This window comes from Colwellia sp. NW0002-52-1, from assembly GCF_057550865.1.
In genome coordinates, this window is the sequence record NZ_BAAJLU010000001.1 from 124,110 (window position 1) to 147,605 (window position 23,496).

General features: G+C 37.5%; 18 protein-coding genes. 5 read left to right on the forward strand and 13 right to left on the reverse strand.

All coding sequences use genetic code 11. The features are described 5' to 3' along the window. Positions 1-299 precede the first annotated feature (299 nt). Positions 300-2,924, reverse strand: coding sequence for an alanine--tRNA ligase (gene alaS, locus AC27H3_RS00505; protein WP_487102893.1), 2,625 nt, complete (start codon positions 2,922-2,924; stop codon positions 300-302). Between the two features lie 664 nt (positions 2,925-3,588). On the opposite strand from alaS, the gene AC27H3_RS00510 reads away from it, so the two are divergent. Beyond that, entirely contained in the window at positions 3,589-7,086 is a 3,498-nt protein-coding gene (locus tag AC27H3_RS00510; protein ID WP_487102894.1) for a hypothetical protein, read from the forward strand. Positions 7,087-7,251: 165 nt separating this feature from the next. Here the strand turns inward: AC27H3_RS00510 and AC27H3_RS00515 are convergent, their stop codons facing one another. Both AC27H3_RS00515 and AC27H3_RS00520 read right to left on the reverse strand, forming a co-directional pair. Next, positions 7,252-7,977: a siderophore-interacting protein gene (locus tag AC27H3_RS00515; protein WP_487102895.1), complete on the reverse strand. Its 726-nt coding sequence runs from the start codon at positions 7,975-7,977 to the stop codon at positions 7,252-7,254. 36 nt (positions 7,978-8,013) lie between these two features. Continuing rightward, positions 8,014-8,466, reverse strand: coding sequence for a hypothetical protein (locus AC27H3_RS00520; protein ID WP_487102896.1), 453 nt, complete (start codon positions 8,464-8,466; stop codon positions 8,014-8,016). 101 nt (positions 8,467-8,567) lie between these two features. Between AC27H3_RS00520 and AC27H3_RS00525 the strand changes: the two genes are divergently transcribed. From AC27H3_RS00525 to AC27H3_RS00535, 3 genes are all read left to right on the forward strand, one after another. Then, positions 8,568-8,984 (forward strand): MarR family winged helix-turn-helix transcriptional regulator, encoded by a 417-nt coding sequence (locus AC27H3_RS00525; RefSeq protein WP_487102897.1) that lies wholly within the window; start codon positions 8,568-8,570, stop codon positions 8,982-8,984. Positions 8,985-9,501: 517 nt separating this feature from the next. Further along, a complete protein-coding gene (locus AC27H3_RS00530; RefSeq protein ID WP_487102898.1) occupies positions 9,502-9,924 on the forward strand; it encodes a hypothetical protein in 423 nt (140 codons plus the stop codon). A 90-nt stretch (positions 9,925-10,014) separates the two neighbouring features. Beyond that, on the forward strand, positions 10,015-10,560 hold the full coding sequence (locus tag AC27H3_RS00535; protein ID WP_487102899.1) for a hypothetical protein: 546 nt from the start codon (positions 10,015-10,017) through the stop codon (positions 10,558-10,560). A 480-nt stretch (positions 10,561-11,040) separates the two neighbouring features. Here the strand turns inward: AC27H3_RS00535 and AC27H3_RS00540 are convergent, their stop codons facing one another. The 3 genes from AC27H3_RS00540 to nhaD all read right to left on the reverse strand — a co-directional run bounded on the left by AC27H3_RS00540 (position 11,041) and on the right by nhaD (position 15,505). Further along, positions 11,041-11,901 carry an MBL fold metallo-hydrolase gene (locus AC27H3_RS00540; protein ID WP_487102900.1) on the reverse strand — a complete coding sequence of 287 codons (861 nt, stop codon included), beginning with the start codon at positions 11,899-11,901 and terminating at the stop codon, positions 11,041-11,043. Between the two features lie 429 nt (positions 11,902-12,330). Further along, a complete protein-coding gene (gene dinB, locus AC27H3_RS00545) occupies positions 12,331-13,389 on the reverse strand; it encodes a DNA polymerase IV (RefSeq protein WP_487102901.1) in 1,059 nt (352 codons plus the stop codon). Between the two features lie 694 nt (positions 13,390-14,083). After that, a complete protein-coding gene (gene nhaD, locus AC27H3_RS00550; RefSeq protein ID WP_487102902.1) occupies positions 14,084-15,505 on the reverse strand; it encodes a sodium:proton antiporter NhaD in 1,422 nt (473 codons plus the stop codon). A gap of 446 nt (positions 15,506-15,951) precedes the next feature. Here nhaD and AC27H3_RS00555 point away from each other — a divergent pair, with 446 nt between their 5' ends. Next, the gene (locus AC27H3_RS00555) at positions 15,952-17,262 is read left to right on the forward strand and encodes a HupE/UreJ family protein (RefSeq protein ID WP_487102903.1); all 1,311 of its coding nucleotides are present in this window, start codon (positions 15,952-15,954) and stop codon (positions 17,260-17,262) included. Between the two features lie 160 nt (positions 17,263-17,422). Here AC27H3_RS00555 and nqrM read toward each other — a convergent pair whose 3' ends face one another. The 7 genes from nqrM to AC27H3_RS00590 form a co-directional block, all read right to left on the reverse strand. Further along, entirely contained in the window at positions 17,423-17,644 is a 222-nt protein-coding gene (nqrM, locus tag AC27H3_RS00560; protein WP_487102904.1) for a (Na+)-NQR maturation NqrM, read from the reverse strand. Between the two features lie 115 nt (positions 17,645-17,759). Continuing rightward, positions 17,760-18,803, reverse strand: coding sequence for an FAD:protein FMN transferase (locus tag AC27H3_RS00565; protein WP_487102905.1), 1,044 nt, complete (start codon positions 18,801-18,803; stop codon positions 17,760-17,762). 165 nt (positions 18,804-18,968) lie between these two features. Beyond that, positions 18,969-20,195: an NADH:ubiquinone reductase (Na(+)-transporting) subunit F gene (gene nqrF / locus AC27H3_RS00570; protein WP_085304168.1), complete on the reverse strand. Its 1,227-nt coding sequence runs from the start codon at positions 20,193-20,195 to the stop codon at positions 18,969-18,971. 81 nt (positions 20,196-20,276) lie between these two features. Further along, positions 20,277-20,900: an NADH:ubiquinone reductase (Na(+)-transporting) subunit E gene (gene nqrE, locus AC27H3_RS00575; RefSeq protein ID WP_487102906.1), complete on the reverse strand. Its 624-nt coding sequence runs from the start codon at positions 20,898-20,900 to the stop codon at positions 20,277-20,279. A 6-nt stretch (positions 20,901-20,906) separates the two neighbouring features. Then, on the reverse strand, positions 20,907-21,530 hold the full coding sequence (locus tag AC27H3_RS00580; RefSeq protein WP_085304164.1) for an NADH:ubiquinone reductase (Na(+)-transporting) subunit D: 624 nt from the start codon (positions 21,528-21,530) through the stop codon (positions 20,907-20,909). Continuing rightward, positions 21,530-22,300 carry a Na(+)-translocating NADH-quinone reductase subunit C gene (locus tag AC27H3_RS00585; RefSeq protein WP_085304161.1) on the reverse strand — a complete coding sequence of 257 codons (771 nt, stop codon included), beginning with the start codon at positions 22,298-22,300 and terminating at the stop codon, positions 21,530-21,532. The genes AC27H3_RS00580 and AC27H3_RS00585 overlap by 1 nt, the downstream gene beginning before the upstream one ends. After that, positions 22,293-23,495 carry an NADH:ubiquinone reductase (Na(+)-transporting) subunit B gene (locus AC27H3_RS00590; RefSeq protein WP_487102907.1) on the reverse strand — a complete coding sequence of 401 codons (1,203 nt, stop codon included), beginning with the start codon at positions 23,493-23,495 and terminating at the stop codon, positions 22,293-22,295. The genes AC27H3_RS00585 and AC27H3_RS00590 overlap by 8 nt, the downstream gene beginning before the upstream one ends. Position 23,496: the final 1 nt, after the last annotated feature.

The window sequence follows — 23,496 nt, forward strand, 5'->3', positions numbered from 1 at the left end:
AATAGAGAACTTATTAGTAGGATCGTAAAACCAGCCCTCTCAGAAAGCACAACAAAAAAATTTCACCACCGAGGGACTTCGTCCTGCACCGAGAAGAGCAAAAACATTAAAGTAAGATCTTACCCACATACACTGTTCTCTTCTCGGTGTCGGTGTAGCGCGCAGCACCTCGGTGCCTCGGTGGTAGAAGCCCTTAATCTTTTAATCCGTAAGATTATCAGGTTTAAAGTTTTATAAAACCGTAGATCAAAAAAAGGGACGCAAGGTCCCTTTAGTTAATTTCTATATGATGTTATTGCTTAGTTAAGTTTATCAGCTAACCAATTCTGAGCTGCTGTTAGGGCCGCTTCAAGGTTTTCTGGTTGGCTGCCACCTGCTTGAGCCATATCAGGACGACCGCCACCTTTACCACCTACTTCTTGAGCCGCTACATTAACTAAATCACCTGATTTAACTCGCCCAACTAAATCTTTAGTTACGCCAGCAATTAAGCTCACCTTATTATCGCTAGCAGTAGCGAGTAAAATAATGCCTGAGCCCATTTTATTTTTCAGGTCATCAACCATACCACGCAATGATTTAGCTTCTACGCCTTCTAAGTTAGCAATAAGCGCTTTAACACCATTATAATCTTTAGCTTGGCTTACTAGGTCTGCACCGGCGGCACTGGCAAGCTTTTGCTTAAATTGCGCGAGCTCTTTTTCTAACTCTTTATTGCGTAATATAACTTGTTCAATTTTGCCTGTGACATTAGCAGGCTCAGTTTTCACTAACGCTGCAATGGTATTTAAGGTTTGCTCTTGTGCTTCAAAATAGTTTAATGCCGCTTCGCCTGTTACAGCTTCAATTCGACGAACACCCGCAGCAATGCCTGATTCAGAAGTAATCTTAAATAAACCAATATCACCGGTACGATTAACATGCACACCACCACAAAGCTCTGTAGAAAAGTCACCTAAGGTAACAACTCGAACTTCATCATCGTATTTTTCACCAAATAAGGCCATTGCACCTTTTGCTTTGGCTTCATCTATTGCCATTAAGTTAGTGTCACGGCCCAAATTACTACGAATTTGTGCGTTTACCATACGCTCAACCGTATTTAACTCTTCTGGCGTTACTGCTTCAAAATTAGAGAAATCAAAACGCAGCTTTTCGGCGTCACATAATGAGCCTTTCTGAGTAACATGCTCGCCTAGAACTTTACGAAGCGCGGCGTGTAAAATATGCGTTGCCGTGTGGTTCTTCACAATAGCATCACGACGTTCAGTATCAATTTTGGCGGTAACTCGACTATTTAAACCAATGGTTTGTCGAGCAATGCCTTTATGCGCAAATGCATTGCCAAGCTTTGTTGTGTCGGTAACTTCAAAAACACCGTTTTCTAGGATTAATGTACCGCTATCACCCACCTGTCCACCTGACTCAGCATAAAATGGCGTTTGGTCAAGAATAACCATACCCGTTTCACCTGCGTTTAAGGTGCTAACTGAAGATTCATTGTTAAACAGTTCTACCACAGTAGATGACATTTCATTACGCGTATAACCTTTAAAGTTAGTGCGATGTTCTGATTTTAGTGTTTCGTTATAGTCAGTACCAAACTGGCTGGCTTTTTGGGCACGAATACGCTGTTGAGCCATAGCGGCATCAAAACCTTCAATGTCAATATTAAGCTCTCGTTCACGAGCAATATCAGCCGTTAAATCAGCTGGAAAACCATAAGTATCGTATAACTTAAATACATCATCACCGGCAATAGTGTTGCCTTTAAGATCAGATAATATATCTTCTAGCAACGCCATGCCTCGGTCTAACGTGCGGCCAAACTGCTCTTCTTCTATACGTAAAATTTTCTCAATAGTTGCTTGTTGTTGAACAAGCTCAGGATATGCAGCACCCATTTGCTCTGCAAGTGAGGCAACTAATTTATGGAAGAAAAATGACTTAGCTTCTAATTTGTGACCGTGGCGAATAGCACGGCGAATGATACGGCGTAATACATAACCACGCCCTTCATTTGAAGGCATAACACCATCAGTGATTAAGAAACTACATGAACGAATATGGTCGGCAATAACACGCAGTGACTTATGCTCTAAATCATTACATTCAAGTAATTCAGCCGTGTCTTTAATTAAGTTTTGGAAAATATCTATTTCGTAATTGCTATGCACGCCTTGTGTAATAGCGGCAATGCGCTCTAAGCCCATGCCGGTATCCACTGAAGGTTTTGGTAAGTTTTCCATTGTGCCGTCAGCATGACGGTTGTATTGCATGAAAACTATATTCCAAATTTCGATGAAGCGGTCGCCATCTTCATCTGGCGAACCTGGAGGACCACCGAAAATTTCTTCACCGTGATCATAAAAAATTTCAGAACAAGGACCACAAGGACCAGTATCACCCATAGACCAAAAGTTATCTGACTCGTACTTTTTATCGGCTGACTTATCACCTATACGAATAATTTTATCGGCTGGCACGCCAATTTCATTCAACCAATAATTATAAGCTTCGTCATCACTTTCATAAACGGTGACCAATAATTTTTCTTTCGGTAATGCCAATATGTTGGTTAAAAATTCCCAAGCATAAGTTATCGCTTCTTCTTTGAAGTAATCCCCAAAACTAAAGTTACCTAGCATTTCGAAAAAAGTATGGTGACGCGCGGTATAACCAACATTTTCTAAATCGTTGTGCTTACCACCAGCACGTACACAACGTTGCGCAGAAGTTGCTCGGGTATAACTGCGAACATCATCGCCTAAAAAAACATCTTTAAATGGCACCATACCAGCATTGGTAAATAATAATGTCGCATCGTTACCAGGAATAAGCGAGCTACTCGCAACAATTTGGTGCTGCTTAGAAGCATAAAAATCTAAAAATGCCTGACGCAATTGGGCACTAGTTTCAATCATGTGAATTTCCAACTTTTCGAAAAATTATATCTGTTTAAGCGTTTAATAGTGTCATGATTTCATGTAATGAGAAACCATCTTATTGTAAAGCGTAGTATTTAAGCTTGAGCTTTTTGTTCTTTATTAGGGACGCACCAAAGCGCATATTATACGCAACCTCTGCTTGAATATACCAATGTATTTAAGAATTTAATCCTAATTTCATAAAAATATTCGATAACATTAACTTTCATTCACATTACTGTTGAATAGCGTAAGTTTTTACAAGGGAAGTGTCGCTTGATAATTTACACTATTATGGTATTTATTCAGGCTCAGTATCTCAATTCCATACCACTATTGATGAGTTTTCTAAAAATAAAAACTGCATAACAAACTGAGGGCTTATCGAGCTTTTAGCTAAGATTTAATGTAAAGCTAGCTTTTAAATATAAGTACTTAGCGACGTTTCAAAGGAAAACTTTAGGCGGAGCCTTACTTTTACATTAAACAAAAATAGTCTGTAAATGTAAAAATATTGTAATAATGATGATAAGTTTTACATTATGTTAATAATCGCGCAAAATAAACTTAACCAATTGAAATAATGAATTAGCAAGTTTAGAGCGACATTCAGTTATCAATATAAGCTATTGTTTAGCAATTAATAAAAACAGGGACCTGTATGAAGGGACAAATGAAAAACATGCGTTTAATGTTAGTTATTTTATTTAGCTCACTATTTTTACAAGCATGTGGCGGCTCAAACGAAAAGGCTCCAACATTCACCGTTAGTTCATCGGTTTCATCGGTAGCATTTACTAATGAGTTTTTACAAACTGAGAGCAATACCATCGCCATTGATGTAAATTTTGATGGCTCGGGGTTATTACTTGGATTTGCTCCAACGGCGCAGCCAGTTGCTTGGTTGAATTATCGTATTGAAAGCCTAACCGCAAACTCAGCTACCATTTATATTGATGTTGTTGACGCTGATATCATTGCTGCTGACTTATACGGCACAACATTAAGGCTATCAAGTGGCGACCCAACCACAACAAATTTAGCGCATGCAGATATCAATGTTTCATTATTGGTATGGCAAGCACTTACCTTTGATGACACTTATGGCGTTGAATCAACACCTGCAAAAACTATCGAGTTAAGCTCTAGCGCAGACAACTTATCACTAACGAGCTCAGTACCTTGGCTAAGTGTTGAAAAAACCTTTACTGACGGTATTACCACCATTACTGCAACACCTAATTTGGCTGAGTTTAGTCAATCAGGCTTTTATCCTGCCACAATCGACATTACTAGCCCACTAGGCACAACTAAATATCCGGTTGAATTGAGCTTAGATAATATTCATATTTTTGCTGATAAAGCCAATATTGCCTTGGCCGAAACGGGTAATATTAACAACCGTAAAGCGGTGCTGAATATAAATTCAAATAGTGTTTTACCTTGGGGCTGGCAAGCAAGCACTGAAGCAACATGGCTAACCTTGACGCCTGACAACGATAATAACCAATTAACCATTACCGCTGACAGCAGTGCACTAGCCAATAACACCACAACCCTGGCTGAAATAACCCTTAGCCCAAATGTTCAAACCACAGCAATTGCAAACACAATACAAGTGAGCTTTTATAAATCTGACTTGAACACTGAAAACAATTCTTTAGACATTATTGCTAATACCGATGGCATAGTTACTGATCCTTTATTGCCGCAATATTATGTAGCTGTTAATAACGAGCTACGAAGCTATCACCTTTATAGCAACGAATTATTATCAACAACGGTAATTTCACCAGAAGAAACAACATTAGAGCAACTGATCATCCACCCTGACGCTAGTATGATATTAGCCAAGGCGACTGAAACCGTTGTTATTGATGAAGACACCACTGAAACCACAGTACATAGATATAAAATTAATCTTGACGATATGAGCTTTGTTGAATTAGCTGAAACTGATATTACCAATGAGCCGGTTAAATTTATTCGCATTGACGGCCGCTATTTTGTTGCAACAGCACTTTTAGAGTTTGCTGATGAAAACCTTATGCAAGTTGGTTTTGACGCCGCTAATGCCTTTTTCGCCAGAGCATTTAATATCGCAGAACAAAATCAAACCCTGTTTGCTTTAGATGTTAGTTCAGCTGATGACTTAATGTCGATAAAACGTATTGAAGCTATGGTGAACGACTTTGGCCGTAACCCGATTACAACCAGCATTAGTCACAGCTACCGCCCAGAGTTATTAGGTGAAAATGATCAAATTAATGACTTTTATGTCACTTCAGATGAAAAAAACATTTACGCCCTAAGCCCAACAAGCCAATGGATAAGCTTTGATGGTACAACTTTTACTGACAATGGTGTACTTAGTAGCGACGAAGCTATTATAGATTTAGCGCTAGCACATACAGCGAATGATCGCCCTCACTTTGTTAGATTTGATCCCGAAACAGGCTTTAGCGTTGATGTTTATAACGAAGAGCAAACCATTGCCAACAGTATTACATTAGGTTCAAATCAACCCACTCAAATGCTAATAGCCAACGGTGATAGCAGAGCTGTGCTACCTTCGCCAAACGCTAACAGCATAGATGTTATTAATTTAAGTCAATTTTCTACTTCTTCTGAAGCCTTAAGCTTTACCACCAATTTTGGTGATAGTGTTATTAACCAACAAATACTGACACTGTCGAATATTGGCGCAGATTGGCAAGTATCTGCCAGCGCTCCTTGGTTGATATTAACGCCGCAAAGCGATGAAAATGGCGATGCTATTTTAATTGATATCGATCGTAGCCTAATTACAGGCTGGGGCTTAATGTCTGCCAGTATATCTATATTCGACCCTGCAAGTGGCACAACAAAAGTTATAACGGTAGAACTAGCGATTGACGCGATAAGGTTAAGCAGCAACTATCCATCATTAGCCTTTAACAGCTTAGCGACCGAACAAACTTTAGAACATACAGTTGATATTATAACGAACAGCGAAACACCTATTGCTTGGCAAGTAAGCACCGATGTTAACTGGTTGTCTTTGTCAGCAAACAACACAAATAATACCCTTAGCATTAACGCAATTCCTGCTAATCTAACTGCTGATGGTGTCTATAGCGCAGTAATTAACTTAACACCGACGACCGAAGGTTCAGCTATAGCGGGTAGCATTAACGTAACGTTTAACAAAGGCGCTGATGACAGTGCAGATATTGAAGTTGAAAGTGTTACAGTCAATGCTTCAGGTTTCGTGCTTGACCCAATGCGGCCTTATGTTTATATCGCTTCAGGTGACAAAATTAATACTTACCACGTTATTTCTGGTGCCTTGGTCAATACTGCTAGCTCACCTTTGGCTGATATAGATCTAACTAACTTAGTTATTCATCCTGACGGCTCAATGCTGCTAGCATCTAATAGTGAAACCTATTTAGATGAAAATGAAGTTGAACAAACTCGGGTAAATCATTACCAATTTAACTTAAGCAATTATCAATTTAGTGAAATCGACAGTGAGAAGATCACCATAGCGTTTCGCCCAGTTTTAATTAAAATAGTCGCTGGCGCACCGGTTGTTATTACACAAACTCTTGAATACGCTGATTTAAACTTAGTTCGCCAGTATTGGGATCAAGAAAATGCTTACTTTACCTCAACTATTGCACAAGCTAATAGCGCTGATATTGTAACGGCATACAAGCAATCAACAACGTCATTAGAGCGCTATGCTCTAAGCTATAATGCCTATGCCAGTGAAATGGTTTCAGTAATGAATAACCCAGCTTATACTAATAGCGCTTTTGTAAGCCTAACAAGCATAGGTTTGAGCCATCAAGGCAACACCATTTATAGCGCCAATAGCACTTCTGAATGGGCAAGCTTTGACGGTACAACATATACCGACAATGGCTTACTGCATGCAAATGCTAATGTTCAAACCATTAATACAACCTCTGATACCGAAGACAACAGTTACTTCTATCGCTTTGATCAAACACAGGGAATGGTATTAACTAAATACAATGCTGCTCAAGTTGAACTTTGGTCAGAATTAATTATTGCTGATAGTCCAAGACAGCATTATTTTCTGCCAGATTATCAACGAGTAATTATTTATGACGCCGGCACATCAACATTAAAATTGCGCTCTCATCAATAAGAGCAAGAAAAATGTATAACGCCTATTTTTAAGCCATATAAACAGGTGGCAAGGCGAGTAAAATAGGTAAAGTATAAAAAATAAAAAACCGCATTAATGCGGTTTTTTTATTGGTGAAAGTAAAACTTAAGTCATCATGGTTAAAATATACATTTCTAGCGTTATTTACCTTTTCTGATTCCAATATGCGCTGGCATAAAGTTTAGTCTTCTCATATTCACAACTGGTGTTTAAATGCGACTTTAATTGCTTAACAACACTAGCCTCTGCAGCAATAAATATCGCGGTATCACTGAAATCATTGCCTAGTGACTTAAGTCCTATAAGGAAATCTTCTGTGAATTTATTTGCTGTTACAAGCCAGTGTAGCTTTACTCCTTTTGGCGCTGCTATCACTTGTTTATCTTGCTCGTTAGGTATTTGAATATAAGCATGTCCCGCTGCATTCTCTGGCAGTTTCTCCAATGTTGCAGCAATGGCAGGCAATGCGGTTATATCACCAAAAAACAAGTGATTTGGCGCGTTTAAATCGGCATGTTTTGCATCGCCTGGTCCAGCTATACCAAGATAATCGCCTGTTTTAGCTGCAAGTGCCCAATTAGTCGCTAAACCTTGGTGATCGTTTACAGCAAAATCGATAGTTAACGCTAAATTTTCTTTATCAAACGATCTAATGGTATAAGAGCGCATGAAATTTTTAAACCCCAAATATACGCCTAGTTTAGGCTTTTTATTACTTGAACTAGGCGCAGGAAAAATGGCTTTTACATGGGCGCTTTCTTTACCCTCTGGGAAATCAGCAAGTGAATCTCCCGTTAAGGTAATTCTTCTCATGTGTGGCGATAAATCATTAATAGATAAAACCTGTGTCATTCGCATAGTGGGTCCCATAATATTCTCCTATTTTTTATCTAAATTAAATAACAGCTAAACAACACCTTCATCAAGCTGTTCAAGCTTTGGCTTTATCACTAACGTCATAATAAGCGACAACGTAATCCCTACGGGTAATGCATAAAGTAAACTATTAAAAAATAATGCAAAAAAGTGTGTTATTGATTCATAAACACCATTTTTTATGGTCAGAACTGCTGCCATAATCGACTCCATAGCGACAGCCATTAACAAACCTTGTAATAAGTTTTTTTGCAAAACAGACCATGCTGAGCAGTAATGATTTATCAGCTTACTTAATATGATAAAAACACAGCCTCCTGTAGGGATTAATACTAAAAAGGTAAACAGAAAAGCATTTAACCAAACATTAAGAAAAACCTGTGAACCCTCAAGATTTGCAATGGTCATAATCGCCGTAATACTGGCGACCATGAATAGCATCACCAAAAACATAATAGTTACTCTTTTAAATTTAAGTGGCATAACAACTCTCAATACAATATAGTTAATAAGGTCTACTATATTGTATTTTGGTTGATATAGTCAACCATATTTTTATATCATTAATTTATGCGGAAATAACGATGGAATTAAGTGAAGCTCTTTTTAATTTAGTGCACGCAGTACGTAACAACATGAAGCAAGAAATAAAACTATTAAACATAGACTTATCTCCAATGCACTTGAAATCTTTAAAAGTAATATCACACATAGATGATTGCACAGGGCAAAAGTTAGCTGACTTTATGGGCCGAGATAAAGCCCAAATTAATAGATTAATTAAAGAGCTGCTAAGCCAAGAACTCATTATCAAAACAGATAATGAAAAAGACAAACGTAGTCACTTATTAACCTTATCGGTTAAGGGCATTGAAATAATCACGTTATTTAAAACAGCCGAGAAACAGCTATTTGATAAAATGGTCAACAATGTTTCAGCTGAAGAAGTTGCTGACTTTATTCAATTATCCCAAACGCTTAAAGCTAACTTAAATGAGTGATGAGAAAGTTAAAAGCACTAGTAGCTTTGTTTGTTTCAGCGTTTAGGGTATACGAAATTTTGAGATTGCTTGAAAAGCCGTTTGAGGCTTAAAGCTGCCCTTGGTGATTTAAAAGTTAAAGACTGCTTAGAGCCTAAAGCGGACGTTGAGGTTGCATTTTCTTGTTCGTAATTCAGCGTGAACTAACTCTAAAAAAGTTGATTCATGAAAAAAGTCAAGGATATGAGACATTATGTGATTTTTTAAATGGCACTAATCTTAAGAGCTGTATTTATATGAGCTTGATTTGTATGTAATATTTTTAATTCTATTTGGATATAATGTGCCATTCGACGGCTCACATATCTCAATGCTCGCTTGCTACAAACAAAGTGAAATTTGAAAAGGGAAATGATTGCTGATAACGTATTAATATCATTAATAAAAAAGTGTGCTGTGCCTCATTGAATTTCGGGTTTGATTTTGTATTAAATCGAAATGCACATTAATACACTGTTATGTATATATGAGTACTCCGATGATTAAGCAATCCCTCAAGTATTTTTTAATAGGTCTTCTCGCTTGGCCAATTACAGCCGAAATAATTGGTTTTATTTCTCCATTTTGGGGCGTTTTTGTTATTGGAGATTCTACAGGTGAAGCAAGTTTCTCTTTACTAAATATGATTCGGCCTTATTTGGCGTTGTTCTCAATAATTTTTGCATACTCGTTCTATTTGATTTCACGTATCACTCTAGGTGTATATAAAAAACGAGTTTGTGAGCTATTAGCATTACTCTATGTTTGCGTATCAATTTACGGTTTTTTTCCAGAAAATGGTGTTGTATATACAGTGTTAAATAGCTTACATTATCTTACAGAGCTATCGATGTTGTTTATTGGGGCTATGTTAATTTACAAAAACGTTCAAGATATACATAAGCCAATCAAGCAGGACTAAAAACAGTTTACTCGGTTTCGCTTCGCTACACATTTTAGCAAACAATTTTTACCCTCTTATTGGGGCGTTGTTAGTTACCAAAGGAAGCATATGCTAAATCTTCGTGTTTTATTTTTAGTCTTTGTGTTTATTGGCTTTAGTGTTGAAGCCGTAGAGAAGGCAAATCAATTGAATCAAGAACAATATATTCCTCCTGTTATGCCTGAATATCCCAAGACTTATAACGATATAATGAATACCTTAGCACCTTTTTATAAGGCTGAACGACCTTTAGATTATTTCTTTGAACTCTACATTATCAGTATATTAAACAAGTTACCGACAGAAACAGAAGTTGCTTTGAAAGAATATAATGATAAGTATCCAAGCTTTTTCCAGTCAACGAACGGTGATTGGAAAGCTTATGTTAAAAAAGAGCTTCATTTATCGGATACAATTGAAATAGCAATATGGTATTTATGGGCACGTAACTCTGTAAATGCAAAAAACAATGGATGGAATTACCACCCTTGGCATTTTGCTGAAAGTTTTCTTGATAATTATTTTGCTGAAGATAGCAAAGTTGATATTTGGGATGGCAACTCTCTTGAATTAGCAAAAAAAAGAATTTTAGAGTTCCGTGGAAATGGTAACTAACAACACACCCTGAGGTGGACAACTTGTAAAACTTAGCGTTCCGAGATGAAAAAGTCTGGCCGCTATGAATTTACATTAGTACATAAAAAATACAGTGATTTCCAGTTACAATTTCCCCTAATATGTTTTGAGTTTAAAAAGGCCAATGACCGCTTTGGCTAGCTACTGCCGTAAACAGCTAATGTCCGCAATGTCGGATAAGCTGCCGATAAAACTTATAGATTGAATAGCCGTAAAGGGGCCAAACCATCTATTTCAAAATAAATTTATACCAATATGCTATCGCTTATTTTAACAATCAAACTATAACCTATTTACCTGCCGGCTTTACTCAAGTTTAGAAACTACATCACTTAACACTCATCATAAAAAAAGGGCTTTAATGCCCTTTCATCAATCCAAAATACAGCCAAGTGAAATGATAATTAACTTAACGTGTAAGAAGCTAATATCACAGTTTTTCGTTACTATTAATCGCTGCTACTTTAAATCTGCAACCAAGGTTTTTAACCACTTTTCTTCTGTGATAAACGCCCAAGATAAATGCTTATATTTTTCACCAATACCTGCGCTAAGTATTTGCTCTTCTGATTTTCCTGCCGCAAGTGCTGATGCAACTCTATCAATACTGAAGCTGATCATATCAGCAAACGCTAGTAAACTTTCTTTATTGGTGAGTTTGCCGTGACCAGGAATAATAACGACATCGTCTGGTGTGTTTTTCAGCATGTGTTTAACGCTAGCTAAATAACCTTTAACACTACCACCGCTTTTTAAGTCGACATATGGAAAGCCAACTTCAAAGAATAAATCGCCGGTATGTAATACATTGGCCTTTTTGAAGTAAACATAAGTGTCGCCGTCTGTATGACCTTTTGGTAAATGCGTTAACTGAACTTCTTCATTATCTAAATAAATAGTAATACCATCTTTGTATGTTACTACAGGTAAGCTTTCGACGCTGTGATCTGCTTTACTGCTCAAGCGGCTACGGACATTTTCATGCGCAAAAATAGGCGCTTTATGAGAGAAAAATTGATTACTGCCCGTGTGATCACCATGAAAGTGAGTATTAATAATATATTTAAGATCTTTGTCTTCAAGCCCTTTCATCGCACTTTCAATTTTTTCAGCTAATGGTGCAAACTTATCATCAACTAATAGTAAGCCTTTATCTGTCGCTAATACGCCAATATTACCACCTGGGCCTTGAAGCATATAAACGTCGCCTGCAGCCTGCTGTACGGTTATTTCTTTATCGGCCATAGATTGTGCATTTGCTGTACTCGTTGCTGCGATACTAAAAAACAACGTTACCGCCACTAAAGATTTTTTAAACATAATTTCCTCGTTTTATTATAATTGTTGAACCTAAACTTATAGGTAATAGCGTAGACCTTATTTATCACTTTAACCTTACACATTAAATTCTTGTAGGTATTTATTTTACTATTCTGATTTTTGGCCGTTTTACTAAAATGAGTATGAATTAACTTAATCGCTTGTTTACTTAATAACTTACTTGATAAGTTACTGGATAAGGCAGAACTTAGATCACTCGCAGCAAATAATACTAGCCGAAAGCCTACAATAAGCTCCCAAATGGCAAAACTAAATTAATTGTCATTAGCTAAGTTTAACAAAACTGTCTTGACATGATATTGAGCCTAACAACGCTATAAAATAGATTTGAATGATAAGTATAATAAGCCTTGTGGCACTTTCACGCTGTTTTTTATAATCGTAGGTTTGAGTTAACCCTGTAATTAATTATAAGTCTAACCCAAGCTGTAATGTTTTTTCCGCTTCATCGGCAAGCCCAATATGTACGCCTAATAACCTGACAGGTTTGCCATTTCCACGATTTACCGCCTCAGTTAATAACTCAGAAAATAACTTAGGATTTATGTCTGAATACGTTTGCTCTTTTGTTGTTTGATGAAAATCATTAAACTTAACCTTTACACCCAGTTTGCTAATTTTTCTGGTCTCTAAATGCTTAGCAGCCCTTTTAATAAGCTCTGGTATTAGTTTTTCTTTTAATATCTCATCCATCACTTGAAGACTTTTAACGTCTTTATCAAACGTTCTTTCAACCCCTACTGACTTCCTAATGCGAGTCACTTGCACTTCTCGCTCATCAATACCGTGGCTTCTTCGCCAGAGCACTTGGCCATATTTACCAAATTTATTTATCAAATAAGCTTCATTGGAAGCTCTTATATCCCCACAGGTTTCAAAACCTAGGTTTTTTAGCTTTTCTGAAGTCACTTTGCCAACACCTGGAATTTTTCTTAAGGATAAGTTTTCAAGGAAGTTATCAATGTCATTTGGCCCAATGGTGCACTGGCCATTGGGCTTGTTTAGATCTGAGGCAATTTTTGCAACAAACTTTAACGGCGCAATGCCAGCCGAAGCGGTTAAGCCTGTTGCTTTGTATATTTCTGCCCTTATTTCTTGCGCAATTAAGGTAGCTGAGCCGTTATGCAGTTCTACATGAGTTACATCTAGGTATGCTTCATCTAATGAAAGTGGTTCAATTTTATCCGTATATCTTTCAAAAACCTCTCTGATTATCTGACTAGCTTCTTTATATACCGCCATTCTTCCCGGTACTATAATCAGATCAGGGCACTTTTTTAAAGCAACAGCAGAGGGCATAGCAGAGCTAACACCAAACTGCCTTGCAATATAATTGCAGGTAGACAGCACGCCGCGTCGGTCAGACTTGCCACCAACAGCAACGGCTTTATTTGCTAATTGTGGGTTATCTCTGATTTCAACAGAAACAAAAAAGGCATCCATATCAACATGAATGATTTTTTTCATGACTTAGCTCGTTTTAAAAAAACATACGCACTTTTCACACGATAAAATAAAGACATGAACAAAGGTATTGAAGGGATATAAGCTGAGACTGATATTTTTACATCACGGCTATGTTGCCAATAACAGGGTGTATCGATGTAAATTATTTTTCTTTGACTCTGGTACCCTCTAAACATTTACCGTTCCATATTAATAAACTTGAGGAATGACACTAACAACAAGACTGTATATAAACACAGTAACGATACCACATATAACGCTAACGTCAATACAGAAGAATAATCAGGGCTCTGTTAATTGCTATTAGATGTGAGCATAAGGGTTGCTGCTTGTTTTTTAAGCTATAGACAATCAGTACGCCTTTGAGGTTTAAAAATTAAACTGCCTGTCATTAAGTGCTATTTAACCTGAACTCTGGATAAGCAGCACTTGCTCAAAGCTCCCTTTTAAGCCATTTTCTGCGTTAAAACGTCGATAAATAGCGCGCTATTCATAAACGTTTTGCCTTAAAAATGGCATAAAATGAAGCATTGATGATGTCTATTCGTGATGTTCACCTGACTATAGCATTTACTTTATTACCTAAGCTTTTGGTTCACTTGAGTTTCAAGCACTCATTATCCAGAGTTCAGGTTATTTAAGCTTATTAATAACAGGCAGAAAAATAATCAGTTAACGATGAAAAGTAATTGGGTTAGCCATTAATTAAAAAGTGCACGCCAATACTTGCTGCGTAGCCTAGCGCAATTACCCAACTCCACTTAAGGTGACCCATAAATGAATAAACGCCTTTAGTTTGCCCCATTAAAGCAACACCAGCAGCAGAGCCAATTGACAATAAGCTGCCGCCAACACCTGCGGTCATAGTTACTAATAACCATTGTTGAAGATCCATTACTGGGTTCATACTTAATACGGCAAATACTACAGGAATATTATCTACAATGGCAGATAACACCCCAACAGCTATATTGGCATACGTAGGACTCCAGTAACTATATAACGCTTCTGACACTAAACTTAAATAGCCCATAAAGCCAAGACCGCCAACACACATCACAACACCATAGAAAAACAATAAAGTGTCCCACTCTGCGCGCGCTATTTTATCGAAAATATCAAAAGGGACTATGTTCCCTAACTTTTTCAATTCTTCAGCGTTATTCGCTGCTTCAGCTTTGCTACGCTTTTTATCTAAAGATCGCGGTAGGCTCATTCGTAAGTAATAACCGAAGAACTTTAAGTAACCTAATCCCATCATCATGCCAAGCACTGGCGGCATATTAACTACACTGTGACATAAAACAGCGGTGGCGATAGTTAAAATAAACAACCCGACAATTCTTTTAGCCCCGCGCTTAATTTCGACAGTTTCGCTAATATCAACCACTGACTTTTCATTAGAAATGAAAAAACTCATAATAATAGCTGGCACCAAAAAATTAACTAAAGATGGAATAAACAAGACAATAAATTGTTCAAACTTTACCAAGCCTGATTGCCAAATCATTAATGTTGTAATATCGCCAAATGGGCTAAATACACCACCGGCATTAGCAGCAACAACAATGTTAATACAGGCAATGTTGATGAATTTTTTATCTTTTGAAGCGACCTTCAATATAATGGCACACATCAACATCGCGGTAGTTAGGTTGTTAGCAAAAGAAGAAATAACAAAGGCTAGAACCCCGGTTAACCAAAACAATGATCTTAGACTTAAGCCTTTAGACACCATCCATAAACGTAAACCATCAAAAATGCCTCTTTCTTCCATAGCATTAATGTAGGTCATTGCCACTAATAGAAATAATAAAAGTTGGGCATATTCAAGTAAGTTATGGTTGAAAGCCTCTTCTGCTTCTAAAGGAATACCATTTTGCGTGTAAATCCAACCAATAATCAGCCAAATAATACCTGCTGCAACCAACACAGGTTTTGACTTTCTTAAATGAATAACATCTTCACCAATCACTAATAAGTAAGCAACGGAGAACAAAATAAGGGCGGTAAAACCAAGTACCGAGCTGGTTAAATCTATACTGCCAGGGCCCGCAGCCCAAGAAGTACCAGAAATACAGGAAAGTAAGACAATTAATGCTATTTTTTTAATCATAATGACCAGTGACCTAATTGAACGAGTAGTGTTCTGATTATTAAAGCGAACGAATAGATAAGTTGCTTTGTCAGTTTTAGAGTGGTTATTTTCCCTTTTAATTGTGTGACTTACTCCGCTTTTAATGTATCAATTTGTTTTACAGAGCTAACATCGGCCGAGTAAAAATATTGCTAATAATTTGTACGCCCCTTTTCCAGAAAGTCATTACCAAGCAACCTTTATCAGGCAACATTTATCAAATAAAACAGCCTGCCTTTTAGTTCCCAGCTTTGCTTAAAGCACCTTCTAAAGAAACAAACTTTAATTTTATAAACGCAATTACTGGCGTAAAGCCGGAATAATGTAAAAAATTTGTTTCCTCAACAAACAATGCTGTTAATTTAATAAAAGATACTATAGCGTAACGCTATTTTTTATCTTACAAAGAGCTAAATACTTTACCTATGCGCACACTTTCATTTTTTTACCTTTGCATTGTTCTTGTTACTGCCTCGTTTTTTTCATCAACGAGTTCGGCCCATTCTGATGAGATTAACCAAGCAACGTTATCGTTAGAAAACGCTGAAAGCTTTCAACTAGTTGTTGAGGTTGATTTTATTCATCTGTTAAAAAAGCATTTAGCTGTTACAGATAGCGATAATCAAGTTATAGAGTCAATCAATCAGTTATCATTCTTTGAACAAAAAAGACTACTTGAAAACGTAAAGACTATTTTGAGTGATCAAACCAGCATTCAATTTGAATTTTTAGCTAATAACGTTGCTAGCACTGCTGACTACACTAATAACTACAATGCTAATAACAATGCAAATAACACAGCTAATAACACTGCAGATAATAATGTTCAAATAGACATTGAGACAGAAGAAAATAATCAACACACCACAACATCAGCAACAACACAGCAGCAAAGTGTCTCTTTTAGCGGCTTAACATTACAACAACTAAAACAATTACTAGCTCAGCAAGTAAATCTAACCAGCAATAAAGCAAAGTTATTTGCAAACGGTAATATTCCATCGGGTTCGAATAGCATTGCTGTGCGCTTCTCTCCTTTATTTGGCGACATTGTGCTTACAGTCGTTCGACCTCAACAAGAAATGATTACTGCAACAACATTAAGTCAGCGCTATCTTGTAAACGATAACATCACCGGATTGGCTGAAAAATCAATAATGATGCCCAAGAAGGTTAGCAATGCGCTTGATTATGTTTACCAAGGTTTTGTCCATATTATTCCGCGCGGTTTAGATCATATTCTTTTTGTTTTAGCACTATTACTTTTTGCCAAAAGCCGTGCAGCTTTACTTTGGCAGGTGTCGGCTTTTACGCTCGCCCATACCATCACCTTAGCACTAGGAATATATGGCATTGTAGAAGTATCTAGCGCTATTGTTGAACCGCTAATTGCCCTCTCTATTGTTTATGTTGCTCTAGAAAATATCCACCGCGCGAAAAGCAATACCTTAAGCCATACTCGTATGCCGGTAATATTCGCTTTTGGTTTATTACATGGGCTAGGTTTTGCATCTGTATTAGCAGATGTAGGGCTACCGCAAAGCCAATACGCTTTGAGTTTAATTTCTTTTAATATCGGTGTTGAACTTGGACAACTAACAGTTATTGCTTTAGCTTTTATCTGTTTACTACCGTTTAGAAACAAAAGCTGGTATCAAACTAGGCTGGTAAAAAACTTGAATGGCGCTATCGCTATTATGGCTACCTATTGGATTTTTGAACGGTTGCTAGGGTAAGTTTATAAGTTCTATCGGCTTTATGATTTACATTGAGAGCCATTAGGTTTCATACAAGTATTGATAGTTTTTAAACAACTAAGCAACAAAGTAAACGTTTATAAATAGAAAAGGTGAGCTAAAGCTCACCTTTTCTATTATTTATCTCATCAGTTTTAACCTAAATGTTTTTCACATTAATATCACCAACAGCTAACGCGGCAACACGATCACGTTCTTGACGTTTTTCGCATGGGTTATCACAATTACATGATTTATCAATACCAACACTAGCTAAACCGCCGCAACTACCAGCAAGGGTTTTGTTTTGAAAAATATAACCAACAGCCATTGCTGCAAAAATAACGAGAAAAAAGCCAAAGGTGATTAAAAATATAGCCATAATGTGTGCCTACCTATTTTATAACATATCAATATTTTTTATATAAACGCTTGGAAACAACTATTTCCTTTAAAAAATATTCAACAAATTAACTTATTTAAATAAAAGTGCAAACCTACTTAAGATATTGCATGAATTTTACCGTGCTTTGCTCAACAAAGCCATGCTCTGTTTTAGCAATAATGTAAACAGCCAGATCATGTGCTTCAGCAAATGCTATAGCTTTATCTTCTCCCATGACCATCATTGCTGTAGATAAACCATCAGCGGTCATTGAAGATGGATGTATTACAGTAACAGAGACCAGTTTATGGTTAATTGGCTTCCCAGTATTTGGGTCTATGATATGCGAAAATCGTTGGCCTTCAGCTTCAAAGTAAATTCTGTAGTCGCCTGACGTTGCTACGGCATTATCTTTAGGAATAATAATTTGATGCACTGAACGCTCGTTATTCACCGGCTTTTCAATCGCAACATGCCACAACTCACCGGTATGCTTAAAGCCTTTAATTCGCATTTCACCGCCAATTTCAACTAGGTAGTTATTAATACCATTGGCCTCGACAAACTCTGCAACTAAATCAACCCCATAACCTTTGGCTATGGTAGATAAATCTACATAAAGATCTGGAATATTTTTACTTAACATTCCTCGTTCAAAGGTAAGTTTATCTAAACCAATGCGCGACTTGGTTGCTAATAGTAATTCCTCACTTGGCACTGTTTCAGGACGGTATTCTGGGCCAAATCCCCATAAATTAACCAAAGGTCCCACAGTAACATCAAGCGCCCCTTCACTTAACTCACCTAAACGAATAGCTTCTTTTATGACTCGACCTAAGCCTTCTGATACTTTAACTGGCTCAAGCGAGGTTGATTGATTGAATATCGATAATTCTGAATCTTTAATATAGGTCGACATTTCCTGGTTTAACTTTACTAACTTTGCATCAATGCCTTGCTGTAACTTTTCAGTATCGATATTTTCTCCTACCACTTTAATATTATAGGTTGTTCCCATAGTTCTACCTTGTAGTAAATATTCTTGACGACCAAGATCATTACTCGGAAAACACCCTGCAAGTATTACCAATGTGGCGACTATCAGCGCTAGTTTAATCGCTTGCCTATTTTTCTTAAGGTTAAAAATATATTGCATAACAATACCTTCATAAAATTTATTGAGTTAAAACATCTGCTGTTTATTGCTGCTTTAATTAAATAAATCTCAGCTACTTTTGAAAAAGCTTGTCTTTGCACAAGCATAAGATATTAAAAAGGCGACCTAGGCCGCCTTTTTATTCAATGAATTCATTGGCGAAAATTAGCCACCGAAATCATCTAACATAATGTTTTCGTCTTCTACGCCTAAATCTTTAAGCATATGAATAACGGCAGCATTCATCATTGGAGGACCACACATGTAGTACTCACAATCTTCAGGGGCTTCGTGGTCTTTCAAGTACTGCTCATGCAATACGTTATGAATAAAACCAGTTAAACCTTCCCAGTTATCTTCTGGTTGTGGGTCTGACAACGCAACATGCCATTCGAAGTTGTCATTTTCAGCCGCAAGACCGTTATAATCATCTTCATAGAACATTTCGCGCTTAGAGCGAGCACCATACCAGAACGACATTTTACGCTTAGACTTAAGGCGTTTAAGTTGATCGAAGATATGAGAACGCATTGGCGCCATACCTGCACCACCACCAATAAATACCATTTCGTTTTCAGTTTCTTTCGCGAAGAACTCACCAAATGGGCCTGAAATAGTCACTTTATCGCCAGCTTTTAAGCTAAAGATATATGATGACATTTTACCGGCTGGTAAATGCAAACGTCCTGGAGGTGGCGTAGCAATACGCACGTTAAGCATAATAATGCCTTCTTCTTCAGGATAGTTAGCCATTGAATATGCACGTAATGTGTCTGTATCAACTTTTGACTCTACATCGAAGAAACCAAAATGATTCCAGTCACCTTTGTATTGTTCATCGATATCAAAATCGCTGTATTTTACATGATGAGCTGGTGCTTCAATTTGTATATAACCACCTGCGCGGAAAGGTACAGATTCGCCATTAGGAATTTTTAACTTAAGTTCTTTAATGAACGTAGCTTTGTTATCGTTAGAGATAACTTCACATTCCCACTGTTGAACACCAAAGATTTCATCTTCAAGTTCAATATCCATGTCTTGTTTAACTGCCACTTGACATGCTAAACGACAACCTGCTTTTGCTTCACGCTTATTAATATGGCCTGATTCAGTTGGTAAGATATCACCACCACCTGAATGTACTTCTACGCGACACTGGCCACAAGTACCACCGCCACCACAAGCTGAAGGTATAAAAATACCTTGGTCAGCTAGTGCGCCTAAAAGTTTACCACCGGCCGCTGTAGTTACAGCTTTCTCTGGGTCGCCATTAATGCTGATCGTAACGTCACCTGAAGATACTAACTTAGACTTGGCAAATAAAATCACCATTACCAAAGCAAGCACTATCACGGTAAACATCGATACGCCGAGAATAATAATTTCCATCGACTTTTCCTTTAATCTTCTTTAAGGGTTTTAGCTTTGTTATTCACACTAAAGTGAAAACAAGCTAAAACCGACATTAACCTAAAGTGAAATACCACCGAAAGAAAGAAAGCCAAATGCCATCAATCCTGCAGTAATAAACGTAATACCTAAGCCTTTTAAGCCATCGGGTACATCTGAGTATTTCATCTTCTCACGAATACCTGCCATTAATACAATAGCTAACATCCAACCTACACCTGAACCAATGCCGTAAACAACACTTTCGCCTAAGGTAAGGTTTTTCGCTACCATAAATGACACGCCACCGAAAATGGCACAGTTAACTGTGATCAACGGTAAGAAAATACCCAATGCTTGATATAAAGCAGGGAAGTATTTGTCTAATACCATTTCAAGAATTTGCACTAATGCCGCAATCACACCAATAAAGGTAATGAAAGACAAAAAGCTTAAATCAATAGAATCAGCAGCATCCGTAACACCCATCATACTGTCTAACGCACCTGGCGCTAAAATAGCTTGATAAATGATTTGGTTAACAGGTACCGCAATACCTAGTACCACAACAACAGCAACACCTAAACCTATAGCCGTGCTTACTTTCTTTGAAACAGCTAAGAAAGTACACATACCAAGGAAAAAAGTTAATGCCAAGTTTTCAATAAAAATGGTTTTAACAAATAAACTTATATAATGTTCCATGACAGCTTAGTCCTTCTCTACTTGTTCTGGTTTGTACTGGCGAATTGCCCAGATAATTAAACCTATAATGAAGAATGAGCTAAATGGTAAAACTAATAAGCCATTACCTTGGTACCAACCGCCATTTTGTACCAAAGTAAACACTTCCATACCAAACAATGTACCAAAACCAAATAGTTCACGGAAAAAAGCAACAACAATCAATACTGCGCCGTAACCCATACCATTACCAATACCATCTAAAAAGCTCACACCAGGCTTTTCTTTCATTGCAAAAGCTTCAGCACGGCCCATAACGATACAGTTAGTAATGATTAAACCAATAAATACCGACAACTCTTTTGAAAGCTGATAAGAGAATGCTTTTAACACTTGGTCAACAACAATTACCAATGATGCGATAATCGCCATTTGCACGATAATACGAACACTTGAAGGTATTTGATTACGAATAAGTGAAATAAACAAGTTAGAAAAACCTGTTACTAACATTACCGCAATTGTCATAACAAAAGCATTTTGTAGAGAACTTGTAACCGCTAACGCAGAACAAACACCAAGTACTTGCAAAGCAATAGGGTTGTTATCAACAATAGGTCCAAATAAAACCTTTTTAGTATCTTGAGACATTAGTTCAGTCCTCCAGCGCGATAGTTAGAAATAAATGGACCATAGCCCTCGTCACCTAACCAAAAGCGCAATGTGTTTTCAACACCATTACTGGTTAATGTTGCACCAGACAAGCCATCTACACCATGAACATCGCCGGCTTTTGCGCCGCCTTTAACAATTTTAATAGCAACATTGTTTTGCTCATCAAACATTTTTTTACCAGGCCATAGTGCTTTCCACTTAGGGTTAAGCACTTCTGCGCCCAATCCAGGAGTTTCACTGTGGTCTGAGTAAATTACGCTTTTAACAGTATTCATGTCTGATTCTAAACCAACAAAACCATACATTAGGTTCCATAAGCCTGAGCCAACAATAGGTAAAACTATTGTTGTTACTTTACCTTGCTCATCTTTAACCAGATAAACGACTGCATTTTTAGCAACACGGTTTAAACCAGCAATATCATTTTCAGGCTTAAAACTTTTATTAGCGTCACGCGCATCAGCACGTTCTTCAAAAGTATTAACATCACCTTCAACAACTTTACCCGTAGCTAAGTTAATCATTTTAGCGTCAACACGTTGGTTATAAGTACCAACAATATCGTCGCCTGCTGCGTCTAAAAGACCAGCAGTTTCAAGAATTTTAGTTTGCTTATCAAGCAACTTATTCGCGGTTTGTAATGGTTTTAAGCTTACAGCTGAAATTGACACTAAAGCCGCACAAACTAAACAAACAACAAATACAAAACCAATCGTTTTGCCAAACGTTTCTTTATTACTAGACATTGCGAGCAAGCCTCCGTTTGATATTCCCTTGAACCACAAAGTAGTCGAAAAGAGGTGCAAACAAGTTAGCGAATAAAATAGCTAACATCATACCTTCTGGGAATGCAGGGTTAACAACACGTACTAGCACTACCATGATGCCAACTAAAGCACCAAACCAGTATTTACCTGTATTCGTAAATGACGCTGAAACAGGATCAGTTGCCATAAACATCATACCAAAGGCAAAACCGCCAGTAACTAAGTGCCAATACCAAGGCATAGCGAACATCGCATTAGTATCGCTAGCAATAGCGTTGAATAACATAGCCGTAACAACCATACCGCCGAATACACCTAAAACGATACGCCATGAAGCGATACCTTTATAAAGAATGTATGCACCGCCTAGTAAAATCATGGCAGTTGATACTTCACCAACAGAACCTGGGATATAACCCCAAAATGCATTCCACCAGTCAGCATTAATGGTATATTCAATTAAACCTTGGTTTGCAGCACTTAATGCTGTAGCACCAGAGAAACCGTCAGCAGCAACCCAAACAGCATCGCCTGAGATTTCACTTGGATAAGCGAAGAATAAAAACGCACGACCCGCTAACGCTGGGTTTAAGAAGTTTTTACCTGTACCACCAAATATTTCTTTGGCAATAACAATACCAAAAGTAATACCGATAGCCGCTTGCCATAATGGAATAGTTGCCGGCAGGATTAACGCGAAAAGAATTGAGCTAACAAAGAAACCTTCGTTAACTTCATGTTTGCGCACTGAGGCAAACAATACTTCCCAGAAACCACCAACAATAAATACCGTTGCATAAATAGGTAAGAAGAATACGGCACCGTATAGCATCATCGTGAACCAACCAGATTCAGCCGATAAGCTACCGCCTAACATTTCAAACAAACCTACTTGCCACGTATCAGGTAAAGCATAACCAGCCGCTAATGCGTCAGTTGCTTGAAAACCTATGTTATACATACCCCAGAACATGGCAGGGAAAACCGCTAACCAAACTGTGATCATGATACGTTTAAGATCAATACTGTCACGTACGTGCGTTTGACCTTTGTTAACTTGGCCAGGAGTAAATAACCCGGTAGCTACAGCTTCGTAAAGTGCATACCAAGCTTCAAATTTACCGCCTTTTTCAAATTGCGGTTCAATATCTTCAAAAAACTTTTTCAAGCCCATG